Source organism: Pseudarthrobacter sp. PvP004 (assembly GCF_017876035.1).
Classification (GTDB): domain Bacteria; phylum Actinomycetota; class Actinomycetes; order Actinomycetales; family Micrococcaceae; genus Arthrobacter; species Arthrobacter aurescens_A.
Genome location: NZ_JAGINL010000001.1, coordinates 3,747,202 through 3,772,769, shown reverse-complemented (window position 1 = coordinate 3,772,769; position 25,568 = coordinate 3,747,202). Strand labels below are relative to the sequence as shown.

Genomic DNA, 25,568 nt, shown 5'->3' with positions numbered 1-25,568 from the left:
TTAAGCACCTGCTGCCGGAGTCCAGTCACCGAGGAACGTGTCCTTAGTGAATTTCAGGGCCTCTTCCGGAGTGAGTTGGGGGTGGAACTCGTTGATGTATGCGCCGGGCCCGGTGTTGTTGAACTCAGCGAAGCGCCCTTCAGTCCAAGCATGACCACTCATGTCTGACCAGCCCTGCTCAGCGATGTGACTGCCCAGATTCGAGTCCCGGATGACGGCCATGGGGTGCGCGTTGGGGTCGCTGCTGGCAAACCAAGGGCGTCCCAAACTGACGGTCCCGGGTGCAGCGTCAGAGGTCAGGGTGCTGTCCACGATCAGGAAGCCGTAAGGGTTGGAGTCCTTGGTGCTGGGTGCCACGATGTAGCCATTGTTCGTATCGCTGCCGCGGTCCAGCGAATGGATGGTGCAGCCGTCAAACACCGCTGTGCCGCGGCCGTAGAGGAAGTCCACGTCACCTTCGATGTAGCAGTTTTTCAGATAGGTGCGGGCGGTAGCGTCACGGCCGGTGGTGTCTGCGAGGTAGGTGTCCTGGTTGCCGAGGAACCTGGTGTTGTCGAAGGTGATTTTGTCTGCCACCGTCCGCACCGCGAGGGCCTGGCTACCTCCGTGAACGGCCTCGTCATAAGCGTTTTCCACTGTGAGGTTCCGGACCGTGGTGTTTTCCGCCAGGACGTTGAGCGTGGCACTGCCCGCAGCGCCCCAGGTTCCGCCGAAGAACTTCGCGCCGTTTGCAGGGGTGTCGTAGGAAATGACGACGTCGGCCGGGTTGGCTGTTGCTCCCTGCAACGTCACGTTGGGCCGGTCGGCCCAGACATTCACCGCTTCCCGGTAGAAGCCGGGCTTGATGGTGATGGTCCGGGGTTGTGTGTTGCCCACAGGAATCGAGCCGATGGCCGCCTGTACGCTGCCGAAATCGCCGGTGCCGTCCAGCGCGACCGTGACCTCCGCCGTCGTGCTTGGTGCTTTGTTTTCGCGAGGTCCGGCACTGCCGGTGACCAGTTCGGGAACCCTCGCAGAGTCGTCCTTGGCGTATGAATAGAACTGTGTGGGGTCGAAGGCGCTGCCGACGTTGTCCTTGCGGCCGCGGGTGGACTCGAAAATGTTGTCACGGTTGACGATTTCCGTGGCAGGGTCCTTTGCCACCACGGGATCGGCAACCGCGGTGAAGTAGTTGCCCTCCAGGACCACCTTGGCGGCGTTGCGGCCCATCATTCCGTACTGTCCGATGTCCTGCAGGTAGTTGTTGTAGACGTGCGCAGCCGCTGTGTTGTCCAGGCTGAAGTTCCGCTGGACAGTGTTGCGGATCCAGTTGTGATGGATGGTCATTTTGGTGACTGCGTTGCCGGTCCAGCCAACGCCCAAGGCTTTGTTGTTGTCCGCGAACACGTTCCACGAGTAGGTCAGGTAGTCCGAGTCCTTGCGGGTATCGATCATGCCGTCGCCCATGCGCTCGAACTTCATGTGGTCCACCCAGACATGGTGCGAGGTATCCAGTTGGATCCCGTCACGGTCGTTGTCCGGGCGCTTGCCGTCCCAGTCGCCGGGAATGTAGGAATCACGGACTGTGAAGTTCCGGAAGATCACGTTGGACACGTTGATGAGTTTGAAGCCGGCATTGATCAGCTCCACGCCCGCGCCCGTACCGATGAAGCTCTTGTTCGAGGCGACCGGAATCTTGACGTAGTCCTGGGCTGTGATGCTGCCCTTGAGGAAGATCACCAGCGGCTCCTCGGCCGCGGCATGGGTTTTGAGTTCCTCCAGCGAGGACACGCTCACGTGCCTCCCCGCCTGGCCTCCGGTGGTGCCGTCCAGGCCGTTGCCGGGAAGGGACGCGAAACCGTCGGGACGTTGCTTCCACAGGGCCGCCGGTGCCGCCGGTGATTCTGTGCCGCTGTGGATGGGCTCCGCCCTGGCAGGCACAGCGGTAAGGCTTCCAAGAATGACGACGGCGGTGGCCGCGCCGAGTAGGCGTCGCAGGCGCATGCAAAACTCCTTTGTCTTGTCTGGATTGGTGTTGCAGGGAGTGGAGGTGGCTATTTGAGTCCGGTGGTGGCAATTCCGTTGATCAGGTACTTCTGCCCAGCAATGAAGAAGCCGATGATGGGGGCGATGGACACCACTGACATGGCGAACATGGGGCCCCACATGCTTTGTCCTTCCGAGTCCATGAAGGCGCGAAGGGCCAAGGGAACGGTGTAGAGGTCCTGGTTCTGGATGTAGAGCAGCGGACCAAAGAACTCGTTCCATGTGGAGATGAACGTGAAAATAGCCGTGGTGGCCATGGCCGGCACGCAGAGGGGCAGAATGACCCGGATGAAAGTCCGGAACGGGCCGCAGCCGTCAATCTGGGCGGCGTCGTCCAACTCCTTGGGCAGCGACTTCATGAATTGCACCATCAGGAAGATAAAGAAGGCATTGGTGGCCATGAAGTTGGGGACGATCAGCGGCAGGTAGGTGTCCAGCCAGCCGAGCTGGGAGAAGATGATGTACTGCGGAACCAAGAGAACGTGACCCGGCAGCATGAGTGTTCCCAGCATGAGGGCGAAGAACAGCTTCCGCCCGGTGAATTCCATCCGCGCGAAGGCGTACGCGGCCAGGGCGCAGGAGAAGATGTTGCCGATGATGGAGAAAATCACAACGATCATGGAGTTGATCAGGTAAACGTGGAACGGCTGGTCCAGCGCGGTCCAGCCCTGGGCGTAGTTGGAGAAGTCCCAGTTTTCGGGCCAGAGACCCAGCTGCCTAAAAATATCGTTGCTGGGCTTCATCGAGCTGGAGATCAGCCACATCAACGGGTAGAGCATCACCAGCCCCACCAGGCAGAGAATCAGATGCCGTGAGAAGCGGGAAACCGGGGTTCCCGTCAGGGCGTCTTCGGGTTGATCCTGCTTGGCCAGCTTGCGCTTGAGAGGTAAATCAAGGAGTGCCATGGGGTTGCCTTAATTGTCGTAGAAGACCCAGAACTTGGATGCGATGAAATTGATGGCCGTGAAAATCGCGATGATCATCAACAGCAGCCAGGCCATGGCCGAGGCATACCCCATCTCGAACTCGGTGAAGCCCTTCTGGTACAGGTACAGGTTGTAAAACAGCGTGGAATCCGCCGGGCCCCCGGTACCTCCGCTCATCACATAGCCCTGGGTGAACGTCTGAAACGAGCCGATGAGCTGCATGATGAGGTTGAAGAAAATAATGGGGCTGATGAGGGGCAGCGTGATGCTGCGGAACTGCCGCCACTTGGATGCCCCGTCAATCGAGGCAGCTTCGTAGTACATCCCGGGGACCTGCCGTAGCCCGGCAAGGAAGATCACCATGGGGGAGCCGAACGTCCAGACGTTCAGCACAATGAGGGTGCTGAGGGAGAACTGGGGGTCAGTGACCCACGCGGGGCCATGGATTCCGAAGATGCCCAGGAACCCGTTGACGATTCCGTCGTTGCCGAAGATGTAACGCCACAGCATCACGATTGCCACGCTGCCACCCAGAAGGGAGGGCAGGTAGTAAACAGAGCGGTAGATCGACAGGCCCTGAAGTCCCCGGTTTAGCACCAGCGCAACCAGCAGGGCAACAGCCAGGGAGATAGGCACCGACACGAAGGTGTAAATGAAGGTGACCTTCAGCGACTGAATGAGCCGTGGGTCCTCGAACATGGCCTGGAAGTTGGCCAGCCCCACAAAGTTGGGCTCAGTGAAGAGGTTGTAGTCCGTAAAAGCCAGGTACAGCGAGGCAAAGAACGGAATGACGGTGAACAACATCCCCAGGAACCACGGGAGAAGGAAAAGATATCCAGAGCGCTGCTTCCTGCGCCGGGACGGGCGGAGACGCGGTGTGCCGCCTGCCGCGGCTGGCGCCGGAGCTCCCGGCGGCTGCTTGGTCAGAACTGTCATAGCGGCAAGACCCCCTCGGAAGTAGCTGCAGGCTTACTTGTTGATTGCTGCATTGCTCTTCTCCATGAAGGTCTTAGCCGCATCCGCGGGGCTGATCCGGCCGAACTCCACTTCAGTGGTGAGCTGCTTGAGGGTATCGGCTACAACACTGGCGCCTTTCGGATATACGTAGGCGGGCGGCAAGTCCTCTTCCTGGATGGCGGCCATCAGGTCCACGAACGTCTTGTCATCCGCGCTCAGCTTGGGGGTGATGGAATCGGCCACCTCCGGGTTGATGGGGACACCGCGCTGGGTGAGGACCTCGGCGGCACCTTCAGCGTCGTTCGTCAGGAAGTCCACCAGTTTGGCTGCTTCCTTGGGATGCTTGGACTTGGCAGCGATGGACCACAGCATGGTGGGGTCGGCGGAGTAGCCACGGCGCTCGCCGCTGGTTTCGCCTGGAATGCGCAGCAGGACAACCTCACCCTCTACGGCCTCGTTGTAACCACGGAAGTTGTTGATGGGGATGATCTGCGAAGCGACCGTGCCCTTCGCGAGGTAGGACTGCGCCGGCGAGCCGCCAATTTGCTCGAAGAATCCTGCGGGCGGATAGCCGCCGGCTTTGCGGAGGTCCACGCTGTACTGGAACCAGTCCTCGATGGTCTTTTCGCTGACGCCGAGCTTGTTGTCCTTGGTGTAGAAATCCTCACCGCGTTGGCGCGCGAGCATGATGGGTCCTGTTTCCGTGGCGACGTCGTAGCCAGCTCCGTAGACTTTCCCGCCGGTTTTCTGCGTGACTTCGGTGGCGAACTTGGCGTAGTCCTCCCAGCTCCAGGTCTTGTCATCCGGGATGGTGACGCCGGCCTGGTCCGTGATGGTCTTGTTGACCACCATGCCGATGGTGGTCACGCCGGTAGCGAGGCCGTAGAGCTTGCCGTCAACCTCGCCACGGCTGAGGGTGGTTTCCGGAACCTTGTCCAAGTTCAGCTCCGGGAATGATTTGAGGTCCGCGAGGGTGCCACGCTGTGCGTACTCCAGGAGGCTGCGGTTGGCCATGGCCAGGACGTCCGGCGGGTTGCCGCCGGCAAAGCGGGTAGCGAGCTTATCGGCGTAGGGTGCGCTGTCCTGGTACTCGGTTTTGACGGTGATGCCCGGGTTCTTCTTCTCAAAGATCCGCAGGGCAGCTTCGGTCATCTTGGCCCGGTTGGCGTCGCCCCAGAAGACGAAGTTCAGTTCCACGTTGCCGCCGCTGCCGCTGCCGGAGGACGTCGCGCCCCCTCCACAGGCGCTGATCGTCAGTCCTGCCGCCACCATCGCGGCTCCCAGGACAAGCCTGCGCGAGATGGGAGTGTTTGCTGTCTTCTTCATTGAATGACGCCTTTCTGGTGCCCGATCTAGGGACGTAAATACAGGGTTTCCGAGCATTCCCGGCAGAAACTTTCTTAGGGTGTACGGATTTTTTAGCGATGCGAGGGTCCTCATTGAGACCAAAACGAGGAGCAGAAATACTGAGTAAACGATTTCTAGCAACAATTCACTGTGACTGTCAACACATCATCGCTGTTATGCAGAAACTTTTAAAAGAAACTTTCGTGCAGAGTTGCCGAGTTCTTTCTGTTCTGTTTATGCTGAACCCACGCAACCGCGCTGCCATCACCAGCGCACTCACCGCAAGGAGGTCCAATGGGCAGTTTCCAGCTCCACGGCGCAACCGTGGCGCGGGTGAACAACGGCGTTGACCTGGCAACGGTGCTGGCTCCCAGGCCCTACCTGCACCCCCTCCGCACTTTGGCCGGCGCGCCCCTCACGGAAGCCGGTCCAGACGACCATCCGCACCACCTGGGCCTCTCGCTCGCGTTCTCGGACGTGAACGGAAGCAACTTCTGGGGCGGATCCACCTACACGGGGCACGGCCCTGCCCTTCTGGCCAATCACGGTCGTCAAGTGCCCTCTGGCTGGAGTTACCAACCCGGAAAGGCCGGCGGGACTGTCACGTGGATGGACATGAAGGGGCAGGAACTAGCCACGGAACAGCGGAACTACACCTGCCAGGACCACCCGGACCCCAACTCCTGGAGCCTTCTGTTTGACTCCTTGATCCAGCCAGCAGGTGACGTGGAGCAACTGTGGGTGTCGTCGTCGGCGGTTAAGGGACGCGAAGGCGCCGGTTACGGCGGAATCTTCTGGCGCTTCCCCACGGGGGACGGCCCGGCGGGCGTGCTGTGTTCGCAGGGCACCGGAACGGAAACGGCCCATGGCTCGCTCTCCCCGTGGCTCGTGGTGAAAACCCGGCAGCACGGCCGCGACGTTAGCGTCGTCCTCGCACAAAACCCCGCCGAACTCCGTCCTTGGTTTGTCCGCACAGAAGGATACGTCGGTGCCGGACCCGCGGTTGCGTGGAGCGAGGCTGCCCGGGTGGACCGGAACAGGCCACTCCAACTCAGCCTCCACGCCATCATCCACGACGGCCACATATCCAGCAGCCACCACGTGGAAGAACTCCTTCTCCAGCACTTCAGCAGCAGCTCTCCGGACAGGACACCATGACAAATATGGGAAATCGACACCGCATCCCCGTCTACAACAACCCCATCCTCAACGGCGACTGGCCGGACCCGGATGCAGTCCAGGTTGAGGGCACCTATTACCTCATCGCCTCCAGCTTCAACCGGGTGCCCGGGCTGCCGGTGCTTCGCTCCAAGAACCTGGTGGATTGGGAGCACGCCGGCCACGCACTCTCGGAACTGCCTCAAACGAACCACTATTCGCTGGTGAGGCACGGAAGTGGCGTGTGGGCTCCGGCGCTGCGTCACCACGATGGCAAGTTCTGGATCTTCTATCCGGATCCGGACCACGGCATTTTCGTGCTCAGCGCAGAGAAGACTGAAGGACCGTGGAGCGCACCCCATCTCCTCTATCCCGGACGTGGACTCATCGACCCCTGCCCCCTGTGGGATGACGACGGCACCGCATACTTGGTCCACGGTTGGGCCAAGAGCCGCATCGGCGTCAAGAACCGGCTCACCGTACATCGGATGAGCCCGGACGCCTCCCGGCTTCTGGATCACGGCACCCACGTCATCAACGGCGAGGAGCTTCCTGGGTTCACCACCCTGGAGGGCCCCAAGTTCTATAAGCGCGACGGCTGGTACTGGATCTTTGCTCCGGCAGGCGGTGTTGCCACCGGATGGCAGTCGGTCTTCCGCTCGCGCTCGCCTTTTGGGCCTTACGAGGAACGGCGCGTCCTGGAGCAGGGCGATTCGCCGGTGAACGGCCCGCATCAAGGCGCCTGGGTGACCACTCCCGAGGGCGAAGACTGGTTCCTGCATTTCCAGGACCGGGGGGCGTACGGCCGGGTTGTTCATCTCCAGCCGATGGGTTGGGGCGAAGACGGCTGGCCGTGGATGGGCAAAACAGCGGACGACGGCGGACCGGGAACCCCGGTTTTGAGCCACCCCTACCCGGTGGGTACTTCACCTGAGGACGTTGCCCCGCCGTCCAGCGACAACTTCACGTCCCCTGCCCTGGGCCCGCAGTGGCATTGGCAGGCCAACCCCCGGGACGAATGGCTTTCCACCTGTGGAGGAGGGCACCTGATTCTGCGTCCGCAGGCAAACGATCCCATCAACCTCCGGGAACTTCCCAACGTCCTGGCCCAAATCCTCCCCGGCGAGCCGTCCACCTTCACCACCACCCTGGAACTGGACGATGTGCCTGTGGGTACCCGGGCCGGCGTCGTGGTTTTGGGCCAGCGGTACGCCTGGCTGGGCCTGGTACGCACCGAAAACGGCTACGTCCTGGGTAGCGGCACCGGTAGCGAAGGTCCGTACGAGCAGCAGATGGGACGCGCTGTGGCACTTCCCGGCCCCAGCATTGAGCTCCAGATCCGCGCGGATGAGACCCCAAGGGCCACGTTTGCCTGGCGTGTTGGCCCCACGGATCCGTGGCAGATTCCCATCTGGGATTTCGACGTCGTGGAGGGGCGGTGGATCGGCGCTGAACTGGGGATTTTCGCTGCATCACCCCTGGGATCGCGTGAACACGGCAGTGTTAGGGTTGGACCCGTGCGGGTGGATACTGCGCCGGTCCGCCGGGCAACCACCCAGCGCATTGCCGCTCCCGTATCCCCATGAGTTCAAGGACCGCCCCGTTGACCACTCCGCGCCCCAAGATCGCAGATGTGGCCGCAGCTGCGGGCGTTTCCGTGCCTACCGTTTCCAAGGTGCTGAATGGGCGTTCGCATGTTTCGGAGTCAACACGCGCCCGCGTCCAGCAGGCCTTGGAGGAGCTCGACTACACCAAGCGAAACTCGCCCAGCGAACCTGGGCTGCTTCAACTGGTAGTGAACAACTTTGATTCTCCGTGGGTCCTGGAAACCATGGAAGGCGTGGAAGCTGCGGCCACACGCCTTGGCTACACCGTGGCCTACACGCGAGCCGTGAATGCCACCGCGGAGAACTGGCAGAAACTGCGGGAGCCCTCCGGCAACCGCCTCGACGGTGTGATGTTGTTGGCTCCGCGGCAGGGCTCACCGTTGGTGGAGCTGGCGCGGACGCTGAACATTCCCGCCGTCGCCATCGACCCCGAAGGCTCCCAGGGCCTGCAGATACCCAGCGTCAGCCCGGCGTCGTTCTCGGGAGCACTGCGTGCGGTGTCCCATCTCCTGGAACTGGGCCATGAGCGCATTGGCATCATTACCGGCCGCGTCCACAGCCCGGGTCACGGACGCGCCCGTTACGCCGCCTACGTGGCTGCCCTTCACGAAGCCGGGTTGCCGGTACTTCCCGAGTTCGTGCGCGACGGCGATTTCAGTATCGAGTCCGGGCTTCGCCTGGGCGGGGAGCTCCTGGACCTGCCGGAGCGGCCCACAGCGATTTTCACGGGCAGCGACCTGCAGGCCCTCGGCGTGATGAACGCCGCCGGGCAGCGGTCCCTGAAAATCCCCGGCGACCTCAGCATTGTGGGCTTCGACGACATCGCCCAGGCAGCCCTCACGTCACCGCCGCTCACCACGGTCCGCCAGCCGCTCGCGCAGTTGGCGTCGATGGCCGTGGGAATGCTCACGGAGCAAATCGAACAGCAGGGACTCGCTACTTCAGCAGCCCTGGAAGTCGCCACGGAGCTGGTGGTGCGGGGAAGCACGGCCCCACCCAAGTAGCGCCGTGCTCCCCTCTTGATGGCCAGAAACTTAGTGGCCTGGAACTTAGTGGCCTTGGAACGCTTCGGCCAGCCACCACGAGCCGCCGTCGGAGGCGATCTTCGCGTCGATGACCAGCGGACGGGTTTGGGTACCGGCTTCGTAGGCCGCGATCCAGGGTCGTACGGCGTCCAAATCCGACACGGACCGGACGGTCACTCCTTCAGCGCCGAACCCGCGGGCGATCGCGGCGATGTCCGTCTCCGGGAAGACCACGCTGGCGAGCTCGGCTTCTGTGTGTTCGGAGGCGAAGTGGTGCACCTCTGCTCCGTAGGCTGCGTCGTTGTAGACGATGCACACCAGCGGCAACTTCAGGCGGACGGCGGTCTCCATTTCGCTGATCCCCATGAGGAATCCACCGTCGCCCGCGCCCAGCACCGGCAGCCGGTGTGATTGGGCAAGTGCGGCGCCGATGGCTGTGTACAGTCCGAGCCCGATGGCTTGGAAGGCTTGGGTGAAGCAGAATCCGTACTCGTCCGGCACGGCAAGGTATTGGCTGGGGTAGCCCATGAAGTTGCCCGAATCGACGGCCACGATCCTTTCGGCCGGGAGCAGGGTGTCGAGTTCGCGGGTGAGGACGCGTGGGTCGATGGCTGTGGCGGTGGATAGGTCTTCGGTTTCGACGTCCCGCCACCGCGAACCCTGTTTGATGGCCAGGGCGTTGGTCTCAGTGCGGTACTTTTCTGCCGGTTCGGGCTGGACGCCGGCCAGCGCGGCCAGCACATCGGCCGCGGTCAGCGCTGAGTCTCCCAGCACTCCCAGTGAGATGGGCCGGTTAGCGCCTAGGGCAGAGTCTTCGACGTCGATCTGCACCACTGTGGTCCCGGCGGAAATCAGCCGTCCGTGCCGCATGGTCCACATGTTCAGCGCGCAACCCCACCCCACGATCAGGTCGGCACCGCTGATGAACTCGGCGGTGGCAGGCGAGGAGAATCCGCCGGAGATACCCAGGTTGTGGGAATCGCCGTTGAATAGCCCGCTCGCCACCGCGGACGTTGCCACCAGCGCGCCAGCATGCCGGGCCAGCGCCAGGATTTCGTCCCGGGCACCCCGCCCGCCGCGTCCGGCAACGAACACCGGCCGTTCAGCTTTCGCTATCAGTGCGGCCAGTTGCTCCACGGCGCCAGTGTCCGGGCGTACCTTCAACGGTTGAGGCACGACGACGGCACTCACCTCGTCCGCGGCGGCTCCGCTTTGAACGTCCAGCGGCAAGCTAAGGACCACGGTGCGGCGTTCATTCACCGCGGTCCGGAAGGCCCTGACAGTGTCCGCGACGGCTGTTGCGGGGGAATGGATGCGTTCGGCCACGGCTCCTACGCTGCGGGCCAGGGCGTCTTGGTCGATCTTGAAGTTGGACCGGATGGCCGCGGCCTGGGTGTCGGCGGTCAGCACGATCATCGGCGTCCGGCTCTTCGCTGCCTCACCGATGCCGGTGATGGCGTTGCTCAGCCCGCAGCCTTGATGCGTGGTGACCACCCCGACTTTCCCGGACATCCGGGAGTACGCGTCGGCCATGGTCGCCGCACCGCCCTCATGCCGGGTGGCCGTGAACGGGATGCCCTCGGCCATGAGAGTGCCGGTGACATCGAAGTTGCCGCTGCCCACCACCCCAAAAACGTGCCCGACGCCGAGCTTCGCCAGCGTCCTGCCCACCAACGTGGAGACCCGCACTTGCCCGCTCATGCCTTCTCCACCGCACCCTTTTCCACCAGCGCGTACACGCGGCTCGGGCTGCCCGTCCCGCCGACGATCGGCAACGGAGCAACCACCAACGTCGCACCGGTGACGGGGAGTCGGTCCACGTTCCGGAGCGACGTCACCCCGTACTTGTCCGCGCCGAGCAGGAACGAGTGGACGGGGAACATGGGGTCCAGGCCGCCGGCCTGACCGGCGTCGATGCCCACGGTTTCCACACCGAAGCCACTGATCGAGGCGTTTCCGGCGAGCCACTTGGCACCTGCCGCGGAGACCCCGGGAGTGTGGGGTCCGGCGTCGTCAGCGTTGACGAAAGCCGCAGCGTCAGCGCCTCGGGCCGCCCAACCAGTCCGGAAGATCACCCAGCAGTTCTCCGGGAACGCGCCGTGCTCTTGCTGCCACTGCTCAAAGTGTTCCGGTTCCAGCAGGAAATCCGGGTCCTCCGCCGCCTCGAGCGACTTGTCGATGACCACAACCGGGCCCACCAGTCGGTGTGGTTCGATCTGGTCCACGGATTTGCCGTCCTTGCCCGTGATCCAGTGGACAGGTGCGTCCAGGTGCGTCCCGGCGTGTTCGCCCACGGTGACGTCATTCCACGCCCAGGCGGGACCGGCGTCGTCGAAATTGCTCACCGGCGAGACGGACAAACCCACCGTGTTCGCGAACGGCTGCGGCAGGTTCAGGATGGGGGTCTCGGAACTGAGCGGCGTGGTGAGGTCGATGATCTCCACCGAACCGCTCGAGAGGGCTGCAGTGAGCCCGGCCAGAACAGACATTGTTCTCCTATCGCTTGCTTGGTTTCAGTGCTGATTGAATACGGGAAAATCGTGAGAGTTTCGCGGTCAATTTCTGCGCAACCAGATGTCCGGAACCGCCGGAAAGCCCCGGACCGGGATGGGTTGACGCGCCGATGTGCCAGAGACCTTCGACGGCGGTTTGGTGTCCTGCCGCTGCGGGGAAGGGCCGCCACAGCAGGTTTTGGAAGAGCTCCGCGGAACCGCCGTAGGGATCGCCGTTGACGGCATTGGGGTTGGCCGAGGACAAGTCCGTCGGCGCCAGAATGTCCGAAGCAAGAACAGTTGCGCGCGTGCCCGGAGCGAACTGTTCAATCCGTGCCAGGACCCGTTCCAGATAGCCGTGCTTCAGCTCGTCAGTCCAGCCGCCGGCAACGTCCAGTTGGCCGGCTGCGTCACCTACGGGCGTGAACGGGACTTCCTGGAGCTGCAACCACAACGTGGCTTTGCCCTCCGGAGCCCGCGACGGGTCGAGGACGCACTGTTGGCCCACAACCACGGTAGGTTCGTTGGGCAGCAGACCCGCTTCAGCCTGGGCGCAGGCAATCCCGGTGCTGTCCGAGCCGTTGCTGATGTGAACCAGCGGGACGGTGTTGAGCCTGGGATCGAGCCATTCCACAGGCTTGTCCAAAGCAAGGTGGATCTGCATGGCACCGCGGCCGTTCTGGTAGCGTTCGGCGGCCTGGGCCGTGCCAGCGGGTGGTTGCCGGAGGAGCCGGGTGTAGAGGGCCTGGGGCGAAACGTTGGCGAGCACCGTGCCGGCTGAAACCACGCCTTGCGATGTGCGGACGCCGGTGGCGGAGCGGCCCTTACCGGAAGCATCGGGGCCCACCAGGATCTCGTCGGCCTCCGCACCCAGCATGATCCGGACGCCGTTGTCCCTGAGCAAGGACTCGAAGGCAGCCACAAACTGCGAGGCGCCGCCCTTCACAACAGGAAGCCCGAAGCCGTGCATGCTCATGGCCATGACTGCGAGCATGACGCCGCCGGTGGCTTGGTCCGGGCCGAGCCCTGCGTGCAGAAGCCAGGGCGACCACAGCTGGTCCGCTTCCCAGCCGTCAAAACGGCTGCGGACATAGTTCCGTCCGCTCATCACGGAATCCCGGACAAAGGCCTCCGTCCCGGAGAAACGCCCGCGTCGCACGGCTCCGAAGGCAATCTTCGCCACCTCCCCAAACGACCGAAGCTCCGCCCCGAAAGCCCCGAACACGGTTCCGGCGTTGCGGCCCAGATCATCGAGCATGGCCAGATACGCGGCCCCGTCGCGTGGCTCCTTGAAAGCCGCGGCTGTTTCGGCCGGGTCCCTGTGTGCGATGATCACGCGGTGGGCTCCAGTGACAGGATCCGCAGCGACGCCGGCCGTTACAGGACCGGAGGTGTTGCAGTACTCCAAGCCCCTGGCGTGGAGTTCCTTGCCCAGCGCTCCGTAAGCACCGCCGGACACAAACAAAGGGTGCCAGGAGGAGAAGGTGTCGTGGATGAAACCCGGGAGGGTACGCTCCGCGGAGTGGATGAACCCACCCAACCGATCCGAGCGCTCAATGATGCACACGCGCTTCCCTGCCAAGGCCAGCTCGGCTGCCGCGACCAGCGAATTGATGCCTGATCCTATGATCGCGACGTCAAGGGGATGGTCCATATCCGTTCCTTTCAAAAGGCGTGACTAGAAATCCGGATGGCTGGCAGTGGCGTGGTACTTTCCACCGTGGAACACCAGGGGAGCGCCGTCCTGGTGGTTGTAGCTTTCCACCTCACCCACGTAGATGACATGGTCCCCGGCATCATGTCGCGCAACGGTGCGGCACTGGAATGTTGCAACGGCACCCTCCAGCAGCGGAACACCGGCGATTCCGTCAGCTGTTTCCACGCCGGCGAACTTGTCCGTGGCGGGCGTGGCGAACTGGCGGGACAGGACGTGCTGGTCACTGGCCAGGATGTTGATGGCAAAATGCGTTGCGTCCTCGAAATCGCCCAGGCTGGGGGCACGTTTGCTGGGGCACCAGAGCACCAGCGGCGGATCCATGGACACTGACGTGAAGGAATTCGCGGTCATGCCCACTTTTCGGCCGTCCGCAGACACAGTGGTAACCACCGTGACGCCCGTGGCGAACTGACCCAACGCACCTCTGAAATCCCTCACATCGAAGGCAGCAGCATCGTCCTCTTTCCGGGCCTGCATGAAGTCAGCGGCCGCGGTGGGATCGAACCACCAGGGGTATGACGTCCGAGGATCATCGAAGCCGCTGACGATGCTTGCCGCCAGTGCCGGATGGTCAGCGGCTTCACGGAGGAGCGTCTTCTGGTGATCACGCCGCGGCTTCAGGAGATCGTTGGTCCACTCCACCGCCCATTGCCCCCAGCCGCGCCAAAATTCGTCGAAGGTGCGCTCCATCCAGGCACGGTCAAAAGGCTGCTGGCCTCGGCGAATGATCGAATCAAGGTAGTATTTCGCGGCCAGAGTGGCGTTGTTGGAACCCTGCCCGGTGAGCGGATCGTTCAGGACAACGGCGTCACCCAGCCCGAACACCAGCTTCCCGTTGCCGAGTTCCCCGACGGCGAACCTCACCGTGGGCGTGATGCGCCCCAGGAGCGTCGCGCCACTATCAGTCAGCTCAGCGGTGGCAAAGTTCTCTGCCTCGTGCGGGAAATGGTCTCGCAGGATTTCCAGCGAACGCTCGAGCTGCTCTTCGGGGGTTCCGACGTCGTTCCAGCGGTCCATGGGGCCGCCCACCACGCCCTCGAACACCATCATGCGGCAGGGGCCCGATGCGGTCAGGCCCGGGAACGTGAAGAACTCGCCGACGCCGGGGGCCATGGACATGCGGATGGCGTCGCCCGCGCCGCCGGTACCGGCGGCGGAAGCACCGTCGTCGGACGTGACGTAGTTCAGGGCCAGTACCCGCTGCGGCCGGTCGAAGGGCGACTTGGCCTTGTCCCGCGGGAAGATCTGGCCGATCTCGCCCTTGCCGGTGCTCACAATGACCAGCTCGTAGTCATGGGCGAGTTCTTCGAGCATGCGCGGTGTGACCTTCTCAATGCGGAAGTCACCACCGGCTGCAACAAATGTTTCGATCCAGAGGGCACTTTTGATGCGCTGGTCAATGGACCGGGCGGGACCGTCCAGTGGTGCTTCCCATTCGATGGGTTCATCACTATCCACACGTAGCCGGATGGAGGTGATGCCAGGGACGGCTCCGGATTCGTAGAATTCGGTGAGCGCTGTCCCCATGTGGGCTTCGGCGTCCAGGGCGGTGGAGAACATGCACTGGCTGGACATGACCTTGCCGGTGCGGATCTGGGCAGCGGAACGGTCGGATAGGAGCGTCACCGCGTAGCCGTCACGTTGCAGGCCCAATGCCAGCTGGGCCCCGGATTCGCCGGCCCCCACGATTGCTATCTTTCGCATGGTTGAGTCCTTATTAGCAGGGTCGTGCTACGAAACTTTGGCCGCAGACAAATCCGCGAGGTAGCTCGCGGCTTTATCCGGGTACATGAACCAGTCCTGGAATTCCGGTGGGTGGTTGAAGCCGTTGGCGAAGCGATGCGCGATAGCCGGCTCGCTGTTCGCAGCCCCCAAGAGCTCGAGGACATGGGGCGGAGGCGGAGCCAAGAGGGCATTCGTCCAGTGTGCAACGTGCTGCGCGTAATCCCAATAGCGCTCAAAAGTGGCCTGCATGAAGTTTGCATCGTAGGCGCCACCGCCGTACCGGGTGATGCTGTCCAAGTACGACGCCGCGCATTTGCTCGCGTTGTTGGAACCCTGCCCCGTGATCGGATCGTTCAAAACCACGACGTCGGCCAGGCCAAGTACCTGCCGGCCGCTCGGCAAGGTGGCAATCGGGTGGCGGACGGTGGGCGCAAACCTGCCCTGGAGGACGCCGTTGGGATCGGTGAGTTCTACATCAGTGGCGCGCTCGGCTTCCCACGGCAGGAAGGTCTTAAGGATGTTTTTGGAGTTTTCCAAATGTTCCTCGGGCGAGAGTCCCTTCCACGAGTCCATGGGCCCGCCCGGAACCCCTTCGAAGACCATGATTTCGCAGGGGCCGGTGGTGGTGAGCGCCGGGAAAACGAAGTACTCGCCAACGCCGGGGATCAGGTTGAATGAGACCGCCGAGTAGTCCTCGCGCGGCTTCAAGCCCTTCACGTAGGTTAAGGCCAGGGCACGCTGCGGTGCATCGTAGGTGCTGCGTTCCGCGTCACGGGTGAACAGTTGCGCGATCTCGCCCTTGCCGGCGGCCACAATCACCAGGTCCGAGTTCTGCGTGTACTTCTCCAGCTCGGCAACGCCGGCGTCTTCGAAGACGAGCTCTCCGCCGCGTGCTGTGAACTCCTCCATGAACCGCGGGAACTTCACGCGCTGGTCGATCGACTTGGCGTGGTTATCCAGGCGTGAGGCCCAGCTGATCGCCTTCTCGCCCGGCAGTTCGGGGTGGGGGATGGTGAACGAGATGCCGTCCACGGTGGGAGCATCGGGCCAGAAGTCCAGGCCGAGCGCCCGTTCGTGCTCCAAGGCGTTGTGGAAGATGCACTGGCTGGAGGCAACCTTGCCTTCATGTATCTCTTCGGGTGTGCGGTTGGAAATGGTTGTCACTTGGAATCCGGCATCCAGCAGTCCGATGCCGAGCTGCAGCCCGGACTGGCCGGCACCGACGATGGTGATGTGGCGTTGCGTCATGGCGTTGCCTTTCTCTGTGGTGGAAGGTGTTGTGAAGCCTGGCGTTAGTTTGATGCGAGCAGGGGAATGGTCTCTTCGGCGCGTTCCGGGCCCAAGGCGGAATAGCCGCCGTCGACGGCCCAATCTGCGCCGGTCACAAAACTTGCTTGGTCGCTGGCGAGGAACGCGACGACGTCACCCACCTCGTGGGGGCGGCCGACCCGCTTGAGTGCGTGGAAGGGGGCCGCCACCGAGTCTGTTTTTTCGAGATTCCCGTTGCTGAGTGAGTCCATGATGTTGCTCCAGACCCAGCCTGGGCTGACGGAATTCACGCGGATGCCGTCTTCTGCGAAGTCCACGGCCATGCTCCGGGTGACTTGCACCAGCGCGGCTTTGCTGGCCGGGTATAACCAGCGGCCGGTTTGGGCTACTGAGCTGGAGATCGAGGTGAAGTTGATGACGGCACCGTGCCCGGAGGCCTTGAGGTGGGGGCGGGCTGCGTTGCTGGCCACCACTGCGCTGACGAGGTTGACGTTGAGTGCCTCGAGCCAGTCGGCGCGGCCGGACGCTGCGCCGTCGTCCTTGTAGGTACAGGCGAGGTTTACCAGTATGTCGAGCCCGCCGTAGAGGGCCACGGTTTCTTCCACGAGTTCGCTGACTGCGGCGTCGTCGGTGATGTCCGTGTGGGAATAGTGGATCCCTTCCCCGAGAGCTTTGGTGAGGGTGTCGCCGTCGGGAGCTATATCCGCAACCACCACCGTGGCTCCGGCGTCGCGCAATGAGGTCACCACTCCTTGCCCCACCTTGGTTGCCCCACCGGTGACGATTGCTGTCCTGCCGTCGAGTCCTGACATGGCCTAAACCTTTCCCGTTCTTGTGATGTTGAAGAAATGTGACGTCCGTCATGGTCGATCCATAAGCGACTTTAGGTAGTCGTTGTTGGCTGGACTATCCACTTAGCGCGGAAGTCATCCGAATTACGCAGGGTCTTCCTCTTCTTCATGCCAACCAACCCACGCTGCGGAAGTGAGGTGGGTTTCCCTGGCCTGAAGCTCCGCCGCCCAGAGTTCGAAGTGGCGTTGATCCCACTCGTCCCTGCGGTCGCGTACCACTTTGATGTTCTTCACTGGTCCTCACCTCGCTTTGGCTGTTGGTATCGCTTTGTGAGCTGCGTCATACTTGTCCTAAAAGCGACTCTAGACAGGCGCTGCACTCCGGAATATCCACTTGGCGCGGGGATCATCCGAAAGGCGAAAAGCTCCAGAAAACCGTGTGACGTGCAATTACCCGTGAAGTAGGTGGCGGATGGTCAGGATTCTTGCCCGTGATGTTCTCCGGGGGCAGCCAACAATGGCCACAACTGACGTGGACGAGGCGCATGCCAAGATTGCGGAGTTGTTCTGCAGTCATGAGCTCGCCCCGCGGACGCGCGCGTCCTTGATGGACATGAAGCTGCGCTCATTGCATCGTGGCGATGTTGGAATCGAGTTCCTGGACTACGGAGCCGACGTTCGGATTGAACCCGAGGGCCTCCAGGATTTCCATCTGGTGCAGATCCCTTTGGCCGGTCACGCTTCCATGCAGGTAGGTGCCAGGACTGTGGAATCCAATCCCCGCATGGCTACGGTTCCGCCTATCGACCGCCCATTTTCCATGAGCTGGGACGGCGGAAGTCCGCACCTCATTGTCTACGTGCGTCGTTCAGCGGTTGAGCGGGTGGCCGGTCAGCTTTATGGCAATGACGCTGTGGATCTGGGCTATGGCATGGACCTTTCAGGTGCCGCCGGCCGCGCGTTCTTGAGGGCCGTCGTCGAGCTTCATGACGACATGATCAGCCGGCCCCAGTTCGCAGCTCCCGCTTTTGTGCAGGGGTTGTTGGCGGACAGCATGGTGTCCCGACTGCTGATGGCGATGGAGCCGCCCGCCGGGGAAGCACGAAACGCGGAAGCGGAGGGTCGGCTGGTCCGCGAGTGCAGGGAGCTGCTGGAGCGGCACGCCTTTGAAGAACTCACGGTGCCGGACATCGCGGAGTGCTTGGGTGTTTCAGTCCGTACCCTGCAAACTGCCCTGCGGGCCGAGACCGGCGCGACGCCGTCGGAGTTGCTGCGCAGTATCCGGCTGGACCGTGCCCGGGAGATGCTTCTAGAGGCGAACCCCCGCGAGCAGAGCGTCACGGCGGTGGCTGAGCAATGCGGCTTCACACACCAAGGGCGCTTCTCTGCGCTCTACGTGAAGGCCTTCGGCGAGCTGCCCAGCGAGAGCCTGCGCCGCTAGGTAGGAGGCGGAGACTATTCTGAATCGCGCAGAATGCGGGGCAGGAATCCCAATTGATCCAATTCCCGAACCAGAAGTGGCGTTAGTTCACTCGGGGCCAGCCGAAGCCGGTAGGATCTCTTCCCCTTGGCGACCGGTTCAATGACGCCGCGGTCCAGGAGCCTTCGAATGTCTTGACTTCGTGTCGCAGCTGAACCTGTGAATGCTGAACTAAGGTCTGCGGCCTTCACGTCAACTTTGCGCGAACCCGTTCAGGGTCGATGATGGCTTTCGCCAGTGGAGAGCTAAAGGGGAATTCGGGAAAATCGAGTGGGTTCACGGGGAGAATTTTCCAGAGAGGTTTCCAACATTTAAGAGCATGGCCCGAATATTCCCCAGAAATCAGTGATTTTGCTAGACCCGGCCCCTGCAGGATTTAAATTATCCGGGTCCAACAATTAAGGCGCCTGTGCCAGCTACGCCTCCAGCACGTACGTCTTCAGGTCGTCCAGGGTCTGCTGCATGTGCGCATCCATGGCGAGCCGTGCCTCGTTGGGATTGCGGGATTCCAAGGCGGCCGCGATCTTCCTGTGGTGCCCGATTGCGTGTTCCTGGATTTCAGGAAACGCTGAGGTTTCGGCCCGTCGGGCTTCGAGGACGCGATGCAGCGGTTCGAAGAGCACGGCAACAAAGACGTTGCCGGAGGCGTGAAGAATGACGTCATGAAAGGCAAGGTCTGCTTCCACGAAAGCGGGGAGATCGTTGATTTCGTGGGCGGCCTGCATCTTTTCCACGTGCTCTTTGAGGGCCGTGAGCTCGTCGTCGGAGATGCGTTCGGCAGCCAGTTCGCAGGCGCCCGTTTCCAGCATCCGGCGGAGTTCGATCAGCTGGATCGCTGCGGCTGCATCCTTGGTTCCTTCGGACGCGGCACGCAGCACGGCTTCCAGTGATGCCCACTGATTCAGCGGGTTAACAAACGTTCCACGGCCGCGTTCAACGCTGAGGATCCGCTGCGCTTCAAGGGTTTTCATGGCTTCACGCACGGTCATGCGGCTCACCTCGTGTTTGGCGCTGAGCTCCAGCTCGCCCGGGACCACTGTTCCGGGCGGAAACTCGCCCGCGATGATCCTGTCCAGCAGCTCATCAGCCACCACGCCCACCAGTGACTTGCGTGCCATGTATCCCCGTTTCTGTACTTCAGACCGCCCGGCGCCCCGCGGATTTCCCCCGGGACGGGTGGTTGTCAGACATCTTACGCTGGCGGTGGCCGGCTTGTTTCCCAAAACCCGGTTAGCGCCGCGGCGCATTTTTCGGGCTGCTCCCAGTGGACGTTGTGGCCTGCGCCGGGGATGGCTCTCAGCTGGCGCTGCTGGCTTTCGGCTACGAACACGCGCATTTGCTCAATGGGTCGCACCCGGTCGCCGGTTCCGGCAATCACCAGCAGTGGCGCGTGGACGCGCCCGGGCACTGAAGGTTCGACGCCGGTCATGGCCGCCAGGGCGCTAGCGGACAGAACCGGGAAGGGGACATCGAACCCTGTGCTCAGCCGCTCCATGTCTGCTGCGGAAAGCTCCCCGTACCAGGCGTTCATGAGCTTCGTTTTAGTCGCGGAATCGAAGAATCCTTGGTCCAGTTGCGACGTCAGCACTTTCTTGAATCCTTGATTTTGGGGCACCGGCGCCATGCCTACCAAGGTTATGGTGGCCACCACGTCGGGACGGGCGGCAGCGAGTGTCAGCGACACGCTTCCACCCATGGAGTGCCCCACCACGTGCACCGGACCCCCGGCGCGGGCATCAAGGACTGCGGCTACCGAGGCCGCTGCCGAGTCCAAAGTCCATTCGAAATCCGGCGGCAAATCATCGCCAGTGTGGTAGCCGGGGAGGTCCAGAATCCAAACCGTCCGTCCGGCGTCGAGCAACTTATTCGCGAGCGGTTCCCAGTACACCGAACCGGACGCCCAGCCGTGAATCAGCACTGCCGGGGTGGGCTCACCTGCGGAAACGGCGGGCGTGCGAACGTCCACGAACGGGAGCGGAATCCCTGCGTCAGCCATGCGCCCAGCCTAGTGATTCTCGAGACCTTGCGCGCTGAAGAGCCGTGTGTCACACTAATTCAAATGTTAGATGTCTGACATCTTACATTCACCAAACCGCAACAGAGATTTCCCACGATGGAGTGCACAGTGACCCTTGAAGCCGACGTTCTGGCCGCTTTCCCGGCGGAAGTCCAGATTCCTGCTCAGTTGGTTGCCGACGCCGTTGCGGCGTCCTCGGCAACGTCTCCCCGCGTCCTGGTTGTCCTCGACGACGACCCCACGGGAACGCAGTCCGTTGCGGACCTCGCCGTGCTTACCCGTTGGGATGTCGCAGACTTCACCTGGGCCTTCACCCACATCCGCGAAAACCAGACCAAGCCGGCCGTCTACGTCCTCACCAACACCCGCAGCCTGGACCCGGCAGAAGCTGCGGCCCGGAACGAAGAAGTCGTCCGCAACGCACTGGCTGCAGCTGCCGGCAACAGTGGTGGTCCTCGGCTGCGCCTCGGTTTCGTGAGCCGCAGCGACTCCACCCTCCGCGGCCACTACCCCTTGGAGCCGGACGTCATTGCAGCCACCGTGGCTGCCGAGACCGGCGAAGCCACCGACGGCGTGGTGATCGTCCCTGCATTCCCCGACGCCGGTCGCGTCACCATCGGCGGCGTGCACTACATGCGCGGCGACGCCGGCTCGCTCACCCCCGTGGCCGAGACGGAATTCGCCAAGGATGCAAGCTTCGGCTTCATCAACTCCGAGATGGCCAAGTATGTGGAGGAAAAATCGCAGGGCCGGTTCCCAGCCGGCGACGTGATCGTCCTGGACCTCAACATCATCCGCGCCGGCGCCTCCGCGCAGGACCCCGCTATTTCCGCCAAGGCAATCGCTGATGCCCTGGAATCCGCCAGCAATTCCACGCCGATCGTGGCCGACATCGTCACCGAGAACGATTTCCGCGCTCTGGCCCTGGGCCTCGAAGAAGCCGAGCGCCGCGGTAAGAAGCTCCTCTACCGTGTGGGCCCGCCGTTCGTTCGAGGTCGCATCGGACAAGAAATCCGTACCGCGTTGACCTCAACAGAGGCCTACGCGGGCAACACTCCTTCCACAGCCGGCGGCCTGATCGTGGTCGGCTCGCACGTCGGCGTCACAACACGCCAACTCAATGACCTCACCGCAGAGCACAGCTCGGCCCACATCATCGAGATCGACGTCGAGAAGCTGCTCGACGCGGAAGCCGACGCTTACATCGCAACCGTTGTGTCCGACGTCGTCGACGCACTTCGCAAGGGCGATGTCATCGTCCACACCAGCCGCCTGCTCATCAAGACCGACGACGCCGCAGCGAGCCTTAAGATCGCCCGCACCGTCTCCGCCGCCGTCGTGTCCGTTGTGAACCGGACGCTGAAGACCTTCCCGCCGCGGTTCGTCATCGCCAAGGGCGGCATCACGTCCTCGGACGTCGCCGCGCACGGCCTGGAAATTCGCCACGCCATTGTCCGCGGCCCCATGCTCCCGGGCATCGTCTCGCTGTGGGAACCGGTGGACGGCCCCGCGAAGGGCATCCCGTACATCGTCTTCGCCGGCAACGTGGGCGACGACCAGTCCCTGACCCAGGTCACCCGCAAGCTCAGCGCAACTTTCTAAGCGCCTCTTTCTCATAGCCAAAAATTCAATGGAGAACACCATGACCAGCAGCGACTACACCATCACCGTTCTGGGCCTCGGCGCCATGGGCCTGCCCATGGCCACCCGCCTCGCGTCCGAGCTGACCGTCCACGGCTTCGATATCGCCGAGCCCCGCCTTGAGCTCGCCGCCGCGGCGGGCATCAAGACTTTCGCCTCGGCCCGCGAAGCTTCCCAGGACGCTGACGCACTCCTTCTTGCTGTCCGCAACGGCGAGCAGCTCAACGATGTCCTTTTCGGCGAGAACGGCGTCGCGGCGGTACTGAAGCCGGGCGCCGTCGTCATCCTGGGCAGCACCGTGGGCACCGAAGCCATCCCGTCCACGGTTGCCAAGCTGGCCGAATACGGCGTTTCGCTGGTGGATGCCCCGCTGTCCGGCGGTCCGAAGCGCGCTGGTGAAGGCGACCTGCTGATTGTGGTCGGTGCCGAGCCGGAGGCGCTGGAGAAGGCCCGCCCCGCACTTGAGCTGCTGGCGTCCACCCTGAGCATCGTTGGGGACAAGCCCGGCGACGGCCAAGCGCTCAAGACCGTCAACCAGCTCCTGTGCGGTGTGCACATCGCCGCCGCGGCTGAGGCCATGGCGCTCGCCGATGCCCTCGGGCTCGATCAGGCGAAGACCCTCGCCGCCCTCGAAGCCGGTGCTGCTGGTTCCTTCATGCTGTCCAACCGTGGCCCCCGCATCCTCGAGGCCTACTCCGAAGACGGCGCAGAGGTCCTCAGCCGCTTGGACATCTTCGTGAAGGACATGGGCATCGTGGGTAAGGCAACCAGGGCCGCCGGCCTCGCCGCACCCGTTGCTGCCGCCGCTGAACAGCTCTACCTTCTCGGCCAGGCCCAGGGCCTCGCCGCCGCCGACGATTCTGCCGTCATTAAGGTTGTTGCGCCCTCCAAGCGCACCGCCTAACCACTCCCAACCCTAGCCACTCCCAACAAAGAACCCGCGACGACGGCGGTCCCCCCTTCGCCGTCGTCGCACCTCCCGCCGGTCTTCTTTAGACTGGTATGTCAAAGGAGACACCCCCCCAATGAATCCCCTCATCAACTCGTTGATGGTTCAGGCGGCAGATGCCCCCGCCATCAAGCCCGCAGTGGAGCTGGGAACCCCCCTCCTGCTGACCATCGCCGCAGCGGGCATCGCCCTGCTGCTGGTGCTGATCATCCGCTTCAAGATTCAGGCCTTTGTTGCCCTGTTGGCTGTCAGCATCCTGGTGGCCGTAGCCGCGCAGATTCCGCTCAAGGACATCTTCACAGTGGTGACCACAGGCGTTGGCAGCACCATGGGCAAGGTCGCGTTGCTGATTGCCCTCGGTGCCATCCTTGGGCGCATGATCGAGGTTTCCGGCGGCGTGCAGTCGCTGGCTACCCACTTCACTGAAAAGCTCGGCGCCAAGCGCGTTGCCATTGCGCTGACTGCCGTCGGTTTCCTCGTGGCGATCCCCGTGTTCTTCGAAGTGGGCGTCATCGTCCTGGTCCCGATCGTCTACGCTTTCGCCAAGATCGCCAACGTTCACCCCATCAAGTTCGGCCTGCCCATGGCCGGCATCATGCTGTCCATTCACGTGGCTGTCCCGCCGCACCCGGGCATCGTGGCAGGCGCCGGCGTCTTCGGCGCCGACATCGGACTCATCACCCTGATCTCACTCATCATCTGTATCCCCCTTGGATTCCTGTCCTACTGGGTTGCCAGCATCATGAACCGCAAGGACTACGAGCTTCTCCCCGGCGTGAAGCAGCAGGTTGACGAATTCGGTTCCGACTCCCTGGTTCACGTGGGCCACGACGGCCCCGGCGCCCGCGCCATCGCCCCTCCGCGTCCCGGCCTGATCATGTTCCTGATCGCCGCTCCGATCGTCCAGATCCTCCTCGGCACCGTTGGAACACTGACCCTCGCCAAGGACAACTACTGGTACGGCGTGGCCGCGTTCATCGGCAACCCTTTCTTCGCACTCCTGGTTGCCGTGGCCCTCTCCTTCTTCCTGCTGGCGGTCCGCCGCAACTGGTCGCTTAAGGAAACCGGCGAAATCTTCGAAGGCGCACTGCCTCCCATTGCCTCCATCCTTATGGTGGTTGCAGCTGGTGGGGTGTTCGGTGAAGTCCTCCGCGCATCCGGCATCGGCGCAGCACTGTCCCACACTTTGGACAGCCTCGGCCTGCCGGTGATCGTGCTCGGCTTCATCATCTCCCTGGCTCTGCGCGCAGCCCAGGGCTCCGCAACCGTTGCCATCGTGACCACGACGGGCCTGCTCACCTCGGCCGTCATGGAAGGTGGCTACACGCCGGCCCAGATCGCCGTGATCGTCATTGCCATCGGCTTCGGTTCGCTAGGCCTGTCCCACGTTACGGATGCCGGCTTCTGGACCGTGATCCGTTACTACGGCCTCACGGTTTCCGACGGCCTCAAGACCTGGACTGTCCTGACGACCATCCTGGGCTTGGCCGGCTTCGCACTGACGTACGTCGCCTGGATCCTGGTGGGAGGCCTGGGCCACTAATGCGCACCAAACTCGACCACCTGGTCGACTCTGCCCTGGCCTCCGGCTCGGCCGTTCCCGCCTTCACTTGCTACGACTTCACCACAGCCCTGGCTGTTGTGGGCGCAGCGGAAGAATCCGGGCTTGGCGTGATCATGCTCGTCGCTCCGAAAACCGCGTCCACGCCCAACGGACTGCGCCTCATCGGAGCCCTGCGTGGCCTGGCCGACACCGCGAGCGTCCCGGTTTCCGTCCAGTTGGACCACGCTTCCGATCTGCGGGTCATCCGTGACTCCGTGGCCGCCGGGGCGGATGCGGTCCTGGCCGATGGCTCGTCCTTGCCTTACGAGGACAACATCGCCTTGGTCCGCGAAGTCCGTGCCGCGCTGGACGCCCAAGGTGCGTCCGACGTCGTGCTTGAAGCGGAGCTTGGCGGTCTTGCGGGCGACGAGGACAAGGCGTTTGGTGCCGAAGATTCAGAGCACGACGCCGGCACTTCAGGTGCAGGGCTCACCAACCCCGCGCAGGTGGCTGACTTCGTGGAGCGAACGGGTGCGCAGCTGCTGGCCGTCGCGGTGGGCAACGTGCACGGCAAGTACAAGGGCGAGCCGAACATCCGCTGGGACGTACTGCAGGAAGTGGCTGCAAAGACCGGCGTGCCGTTGGTACTTCACGGCGCTTCCGGAATCCCTGCGGACGAGCTTGCCAAGGCGCCGTCCATGCAGGTTGGCAAGGTGAACTTCAACACGGAGCTGCGCACGGGAATCCTGGCCACACTGGAGACTGAAACTGCCGCCCACCGGGCAGACGGCGAGAACCTCCAAGGGCTGCTGGCTCGTTGGAACGGCTCCGCTGCGACCTTTGCGGGTGCCACGCTGGAGTTGCTCAGCGCCTGACGCGCAGCGCGGTACCCAAGTGCA

21 protein-coding genes are annotated in these 25,568 nt (G+C 63.1%); 8 read left to right on the top strand and 13 right to left on the bottom strand.

What is annotated here, in order from left to right; translation table 11 throughout:
* The 4 genes from J3A64_RS17050 to J3A64_RS17035 are packed head-to-tail and all read right to left on the bottom strand — an operon-like array spanning position 1 to position 5,234.
* On the bottom strand, positions 1-1,983 hold the full coding sequence (locus J3A64_RS17050) for a pectinesterase family protein (RefSeq protein ID WP_210065051.1): 1,983 nt from the start codon (positions 1,981-1,983) through the stop codon (positions 1-3).
* Between the two features lie 50 nt (positions 1,984-2,033).
* A complete protein-coding gene (locus tag J3A64_RS17045) occupies positions 2,034-2,930 on the bottom strand; it encodes a carbohydrate ABC transporter permease (RefSeq protein WP_011773007.1) in 897 nt (298 codons plus the stop codon).
* 9 nt (positions 2,931-2,939) lie between these two features.
* Complete coding sequence (locus tag J3A64_RS17040; RefSeq protein WP_210065050.1) at positions 2,940-3,887, bottom strand: carbohydrate ABC transporter permease; 948 nt, start codon at positions 3,885-3,887, stop codon at positions 2,940-2,942.
* A gap of 33 nt (positions 3,888-3,920) precedes the next feature.
* The gene (locus tag J3A64_RS17035) at positions 3,921-5,234 is read right to left on the bottom strand and encodes an ABC transporter substrate-binding protein (protein WP_014920428.1); all 1,314 of its coding nucleotides are present in this window, start codon (positions 5,232-5,234) and stop codon (positions 3,921-3,923) included.
* Between the two features lie 315 nt (positions 5,235-5,549).
* Between J3A64_RS17035 and J3A64_RS17030 the strand changes: the two genes are divergently transcribed.
* The 3 genes from J3A64_RS17030 to J3A64_RS17020 are packed head-to-tail and all read left to right on the top strand — an operon-like array spanning position 5,550 to position 9,024.
* Positions 5,550-6,413, top strand: coding sequence for a PmoA family protein (locus J3A64_RS17030; RefSeq protein WP_210065049.1), 864 nt, complete (start codon positions 5,550-5,552; stop codon positions 6,411-6,413).
* A 5-nt stretch (positions 6,414-6,418) separates the two neighbouring features.
* A complete protein-coding gene (locus J3A64_RS17025) occupies positions 6,419-7,999 on the top strand; it encodes a glycoside hydrolase 43 family protein (RefSeq protein WP_210065048.1) in 1,581 nt (526 codons plus the stop codon).
* Entirely contained in the window at positions 7,996-9,024 is a 1,029-nt protein-coding gene (locus J3A64_RS17020; RefSeq protein ID WP_210065047.1) for a LacI family DNA-binding transcriptional regulator, read from the top strand. The genes J3A64_RS17025 and J3A64_RS17020 overlap by 4 nt, the downstream gene beginning before the upstream one ends.
* Positions 9,025-9,069: 45 nt before the next feature.
* On the opposite strand, the gene J3A64_RS17015 is transcribed toward J3A64_RS17020, so the two are convergent.
* From J3A64_RS17015 to J3A64_RS16985, 7 genes are all read right to left on the bottom strand, one after another.
* Positions 9,070-10,746, bottom strand: coding sequence for a thiamine pyrophosphate-binding protein (locus J3A64_RS17015; RefSeq protein WP_210065045.1), 1,677 nt, complete (start codon positions 10,744-10,746; stop codon positions 9,070-9,072).
* Positions 10,743-11,534, bottom strand: coding sequence for a cyclase family protein (locus tag J3A64_RS17010; RefSeq protein WP_014920433.1), 792 nt, complete (start codon positions 11,532-11,534; stop codon positions 10,743-10,745). The genes J3A64_RS17015 and J3A64_RS17010 overlap by 4 nt, the downstream gene beginning before the upstream one ends.
* Positions 11,535-11,541: 7 nt before the next feature.
* Positions 11,542-13,191 carry an NAD(P)/FAD-dependent oxidoreductase gene (locus J3A64_RS17005; protein WP_210065043.1) on the bottom strand — a complete coding sequence of 550 codons (1,650 nt, stop codon included), beginning with the start codon at positions 13,189-13,191 and terminating at the stop codon, positions 11,542-11,544.
* Positions 13,192-13,215: 24 nt separating this feature from the next.
* Entirely contained in the window at positions 13,216-14,958 is a 1,743-nt protein-coding gene (locus tag J3A64_RS17000) for a flavin reductase (RefSeq protein ID WP_210065042.1), read from the bottom strand.
* Between the two features lie 27 nt (positions 14,959-14,985).
* Positions 14,986-16,227, bottom strand: a complete 1,242-nt coding sequence (locus tag J3A64_RS16995) for a styrene monooxygenase/indole monooxygenase family protein (RefSeq protein ID WP_210065040.1) — start codon at positions 16,225-16,227, stop codon at positions 14,986-14,988.
* A gap of 44 nt (positions 16,228-16,271) precedes the next feature.
* Positions 16,272-17,060 (bottom strand): SDR family oxidoreductase, encoded by a 789-nt coding sequence (locus J3A64_RS16990; RefSeq protein ID WP_210065038.1) that lies wholly within the window; start codon positions 17,058-17,060, stop codon positions 16,272-16,274.
* Between the two features lie 123 nt (positions 17,061-17,183).
* A complete protein-coding gene (locus J3A64_RS16985; RefSeq protein ID WP_014920437.1) occupies positions 17,184-17,333 on the bottom strand; it encodes a hypothetical protein in 150 nt (49 codons plus the stop codon).
* A 223-nt stretch (positions 17,334-17,556) separates the two neighbouring features.
* Here J3A64_RS16985 and J3A64_RS16980 point away from each other — a divergent pair, with 223 nt between their 5' ends.
* On the top strand, positions 17,557-18,480 hold the full coding sequence (locus tag J3A64_RS16980; protein ID WP_286176376.1) for an AraC family transcriptional regulator: 924 nt from the start codon (positions 17,557-17,559) through the stop codon (positions 18,478-18,480).
* Between the two features lie 455 nt (positions 18,481-18,935).
* On the opposite strand, the gene J3A64_RS16975 is transcribed toward J3A64_RS16980, so the two are convergent.
* Both J3A64_RS16975 and J3A64_RS16970 read right to left on the bottom strand, forming a co-directional pair.
* On the bottom strand, positions 18,936-19,637 hold the full coding sequence (locus J3A64_RS16975) for a FadR/GntR family transcriptional regulator (protein ID WP_210065032.1): 702 nt from the start codon (positions 19,635-19,637) through the stop codon (positions 18,936-18,938).
* A gap of 74 nt (positions 19,638-19,711) precedes the next feature.
* A complete protein-coding gene (locus tag J3A64_RS16970; RefSeq protein WP_210065030.1) occupies positions 19,712-20,515 on the bottom strand; it encodes an alpha/beta fold hydrolase in 804 nt (267 codons plus the stop codon).
* 129 nt (positions 20,516-20,644) lie between these two features.
* Here J3A64_RS16970 and J3A64_RS16965 point away from each other — a divergent pair, with 129 nt between their 5' ends.
* From J3A64_RS16965 to J3A64_RS16950, 4 genes are all read left to right on the top strand, one after another.
* Positions 20,645-22,138, top strand: a complete 1,494-nt coding sequence (locus tag J3A64_RS16965) for a four-carbon acid sugar kinase family protein (protein ID WP_210065028.1) — start codon at positions 20,645-20,647, stop codon at positions 22,136-22,138.
* A 40-nt stretch (positions 22,139-22,178) separates the two neighbouring features.
* Positions 22,179-23,081 carry an NAD(P)-dependent oxidoreductase gene (locus J3A64_RS16960; RefSeq protein WP_210065025.1) on the top strand — a complete coding sequence of 301 codons (903 nt, stop codon included), beginning with the start codon at positions 22,179-22,181 and terminating at the stop codon, positions 23,079-23,081.
* A gap of 121 nt (positions 23,082-23,202) precedes the next feature.
* The gene (locus tag J3A64_RS16955; RefSeq protein WP_014920442.1) at positions 23,203-24,669 is read left to right on the top strand and encodes a GntP family transporter; all 1,467 of its coding nucleotides are present in this window, start codon (positions 23,203-23,205) and stop codon (positions 24,667-24,669) included.
* Positions 24,669-25,544: a class II fructose-bisphosphate aldolase gene (locus J3A64_RS16950; protein ID WP_210065023.1), complete on the top strand. Its 876-nt coding sequence runs from the start codon at positions 24,669-24,671 to the stop codon at positions 25,542-25,544. Before J3A64_RS16955 ends, J3A64_RS16950 begins: the two co-directional genes overlap by 1 nt.
* Positions 25,545-25,568 lie beyond the last annotated feature (24 nt).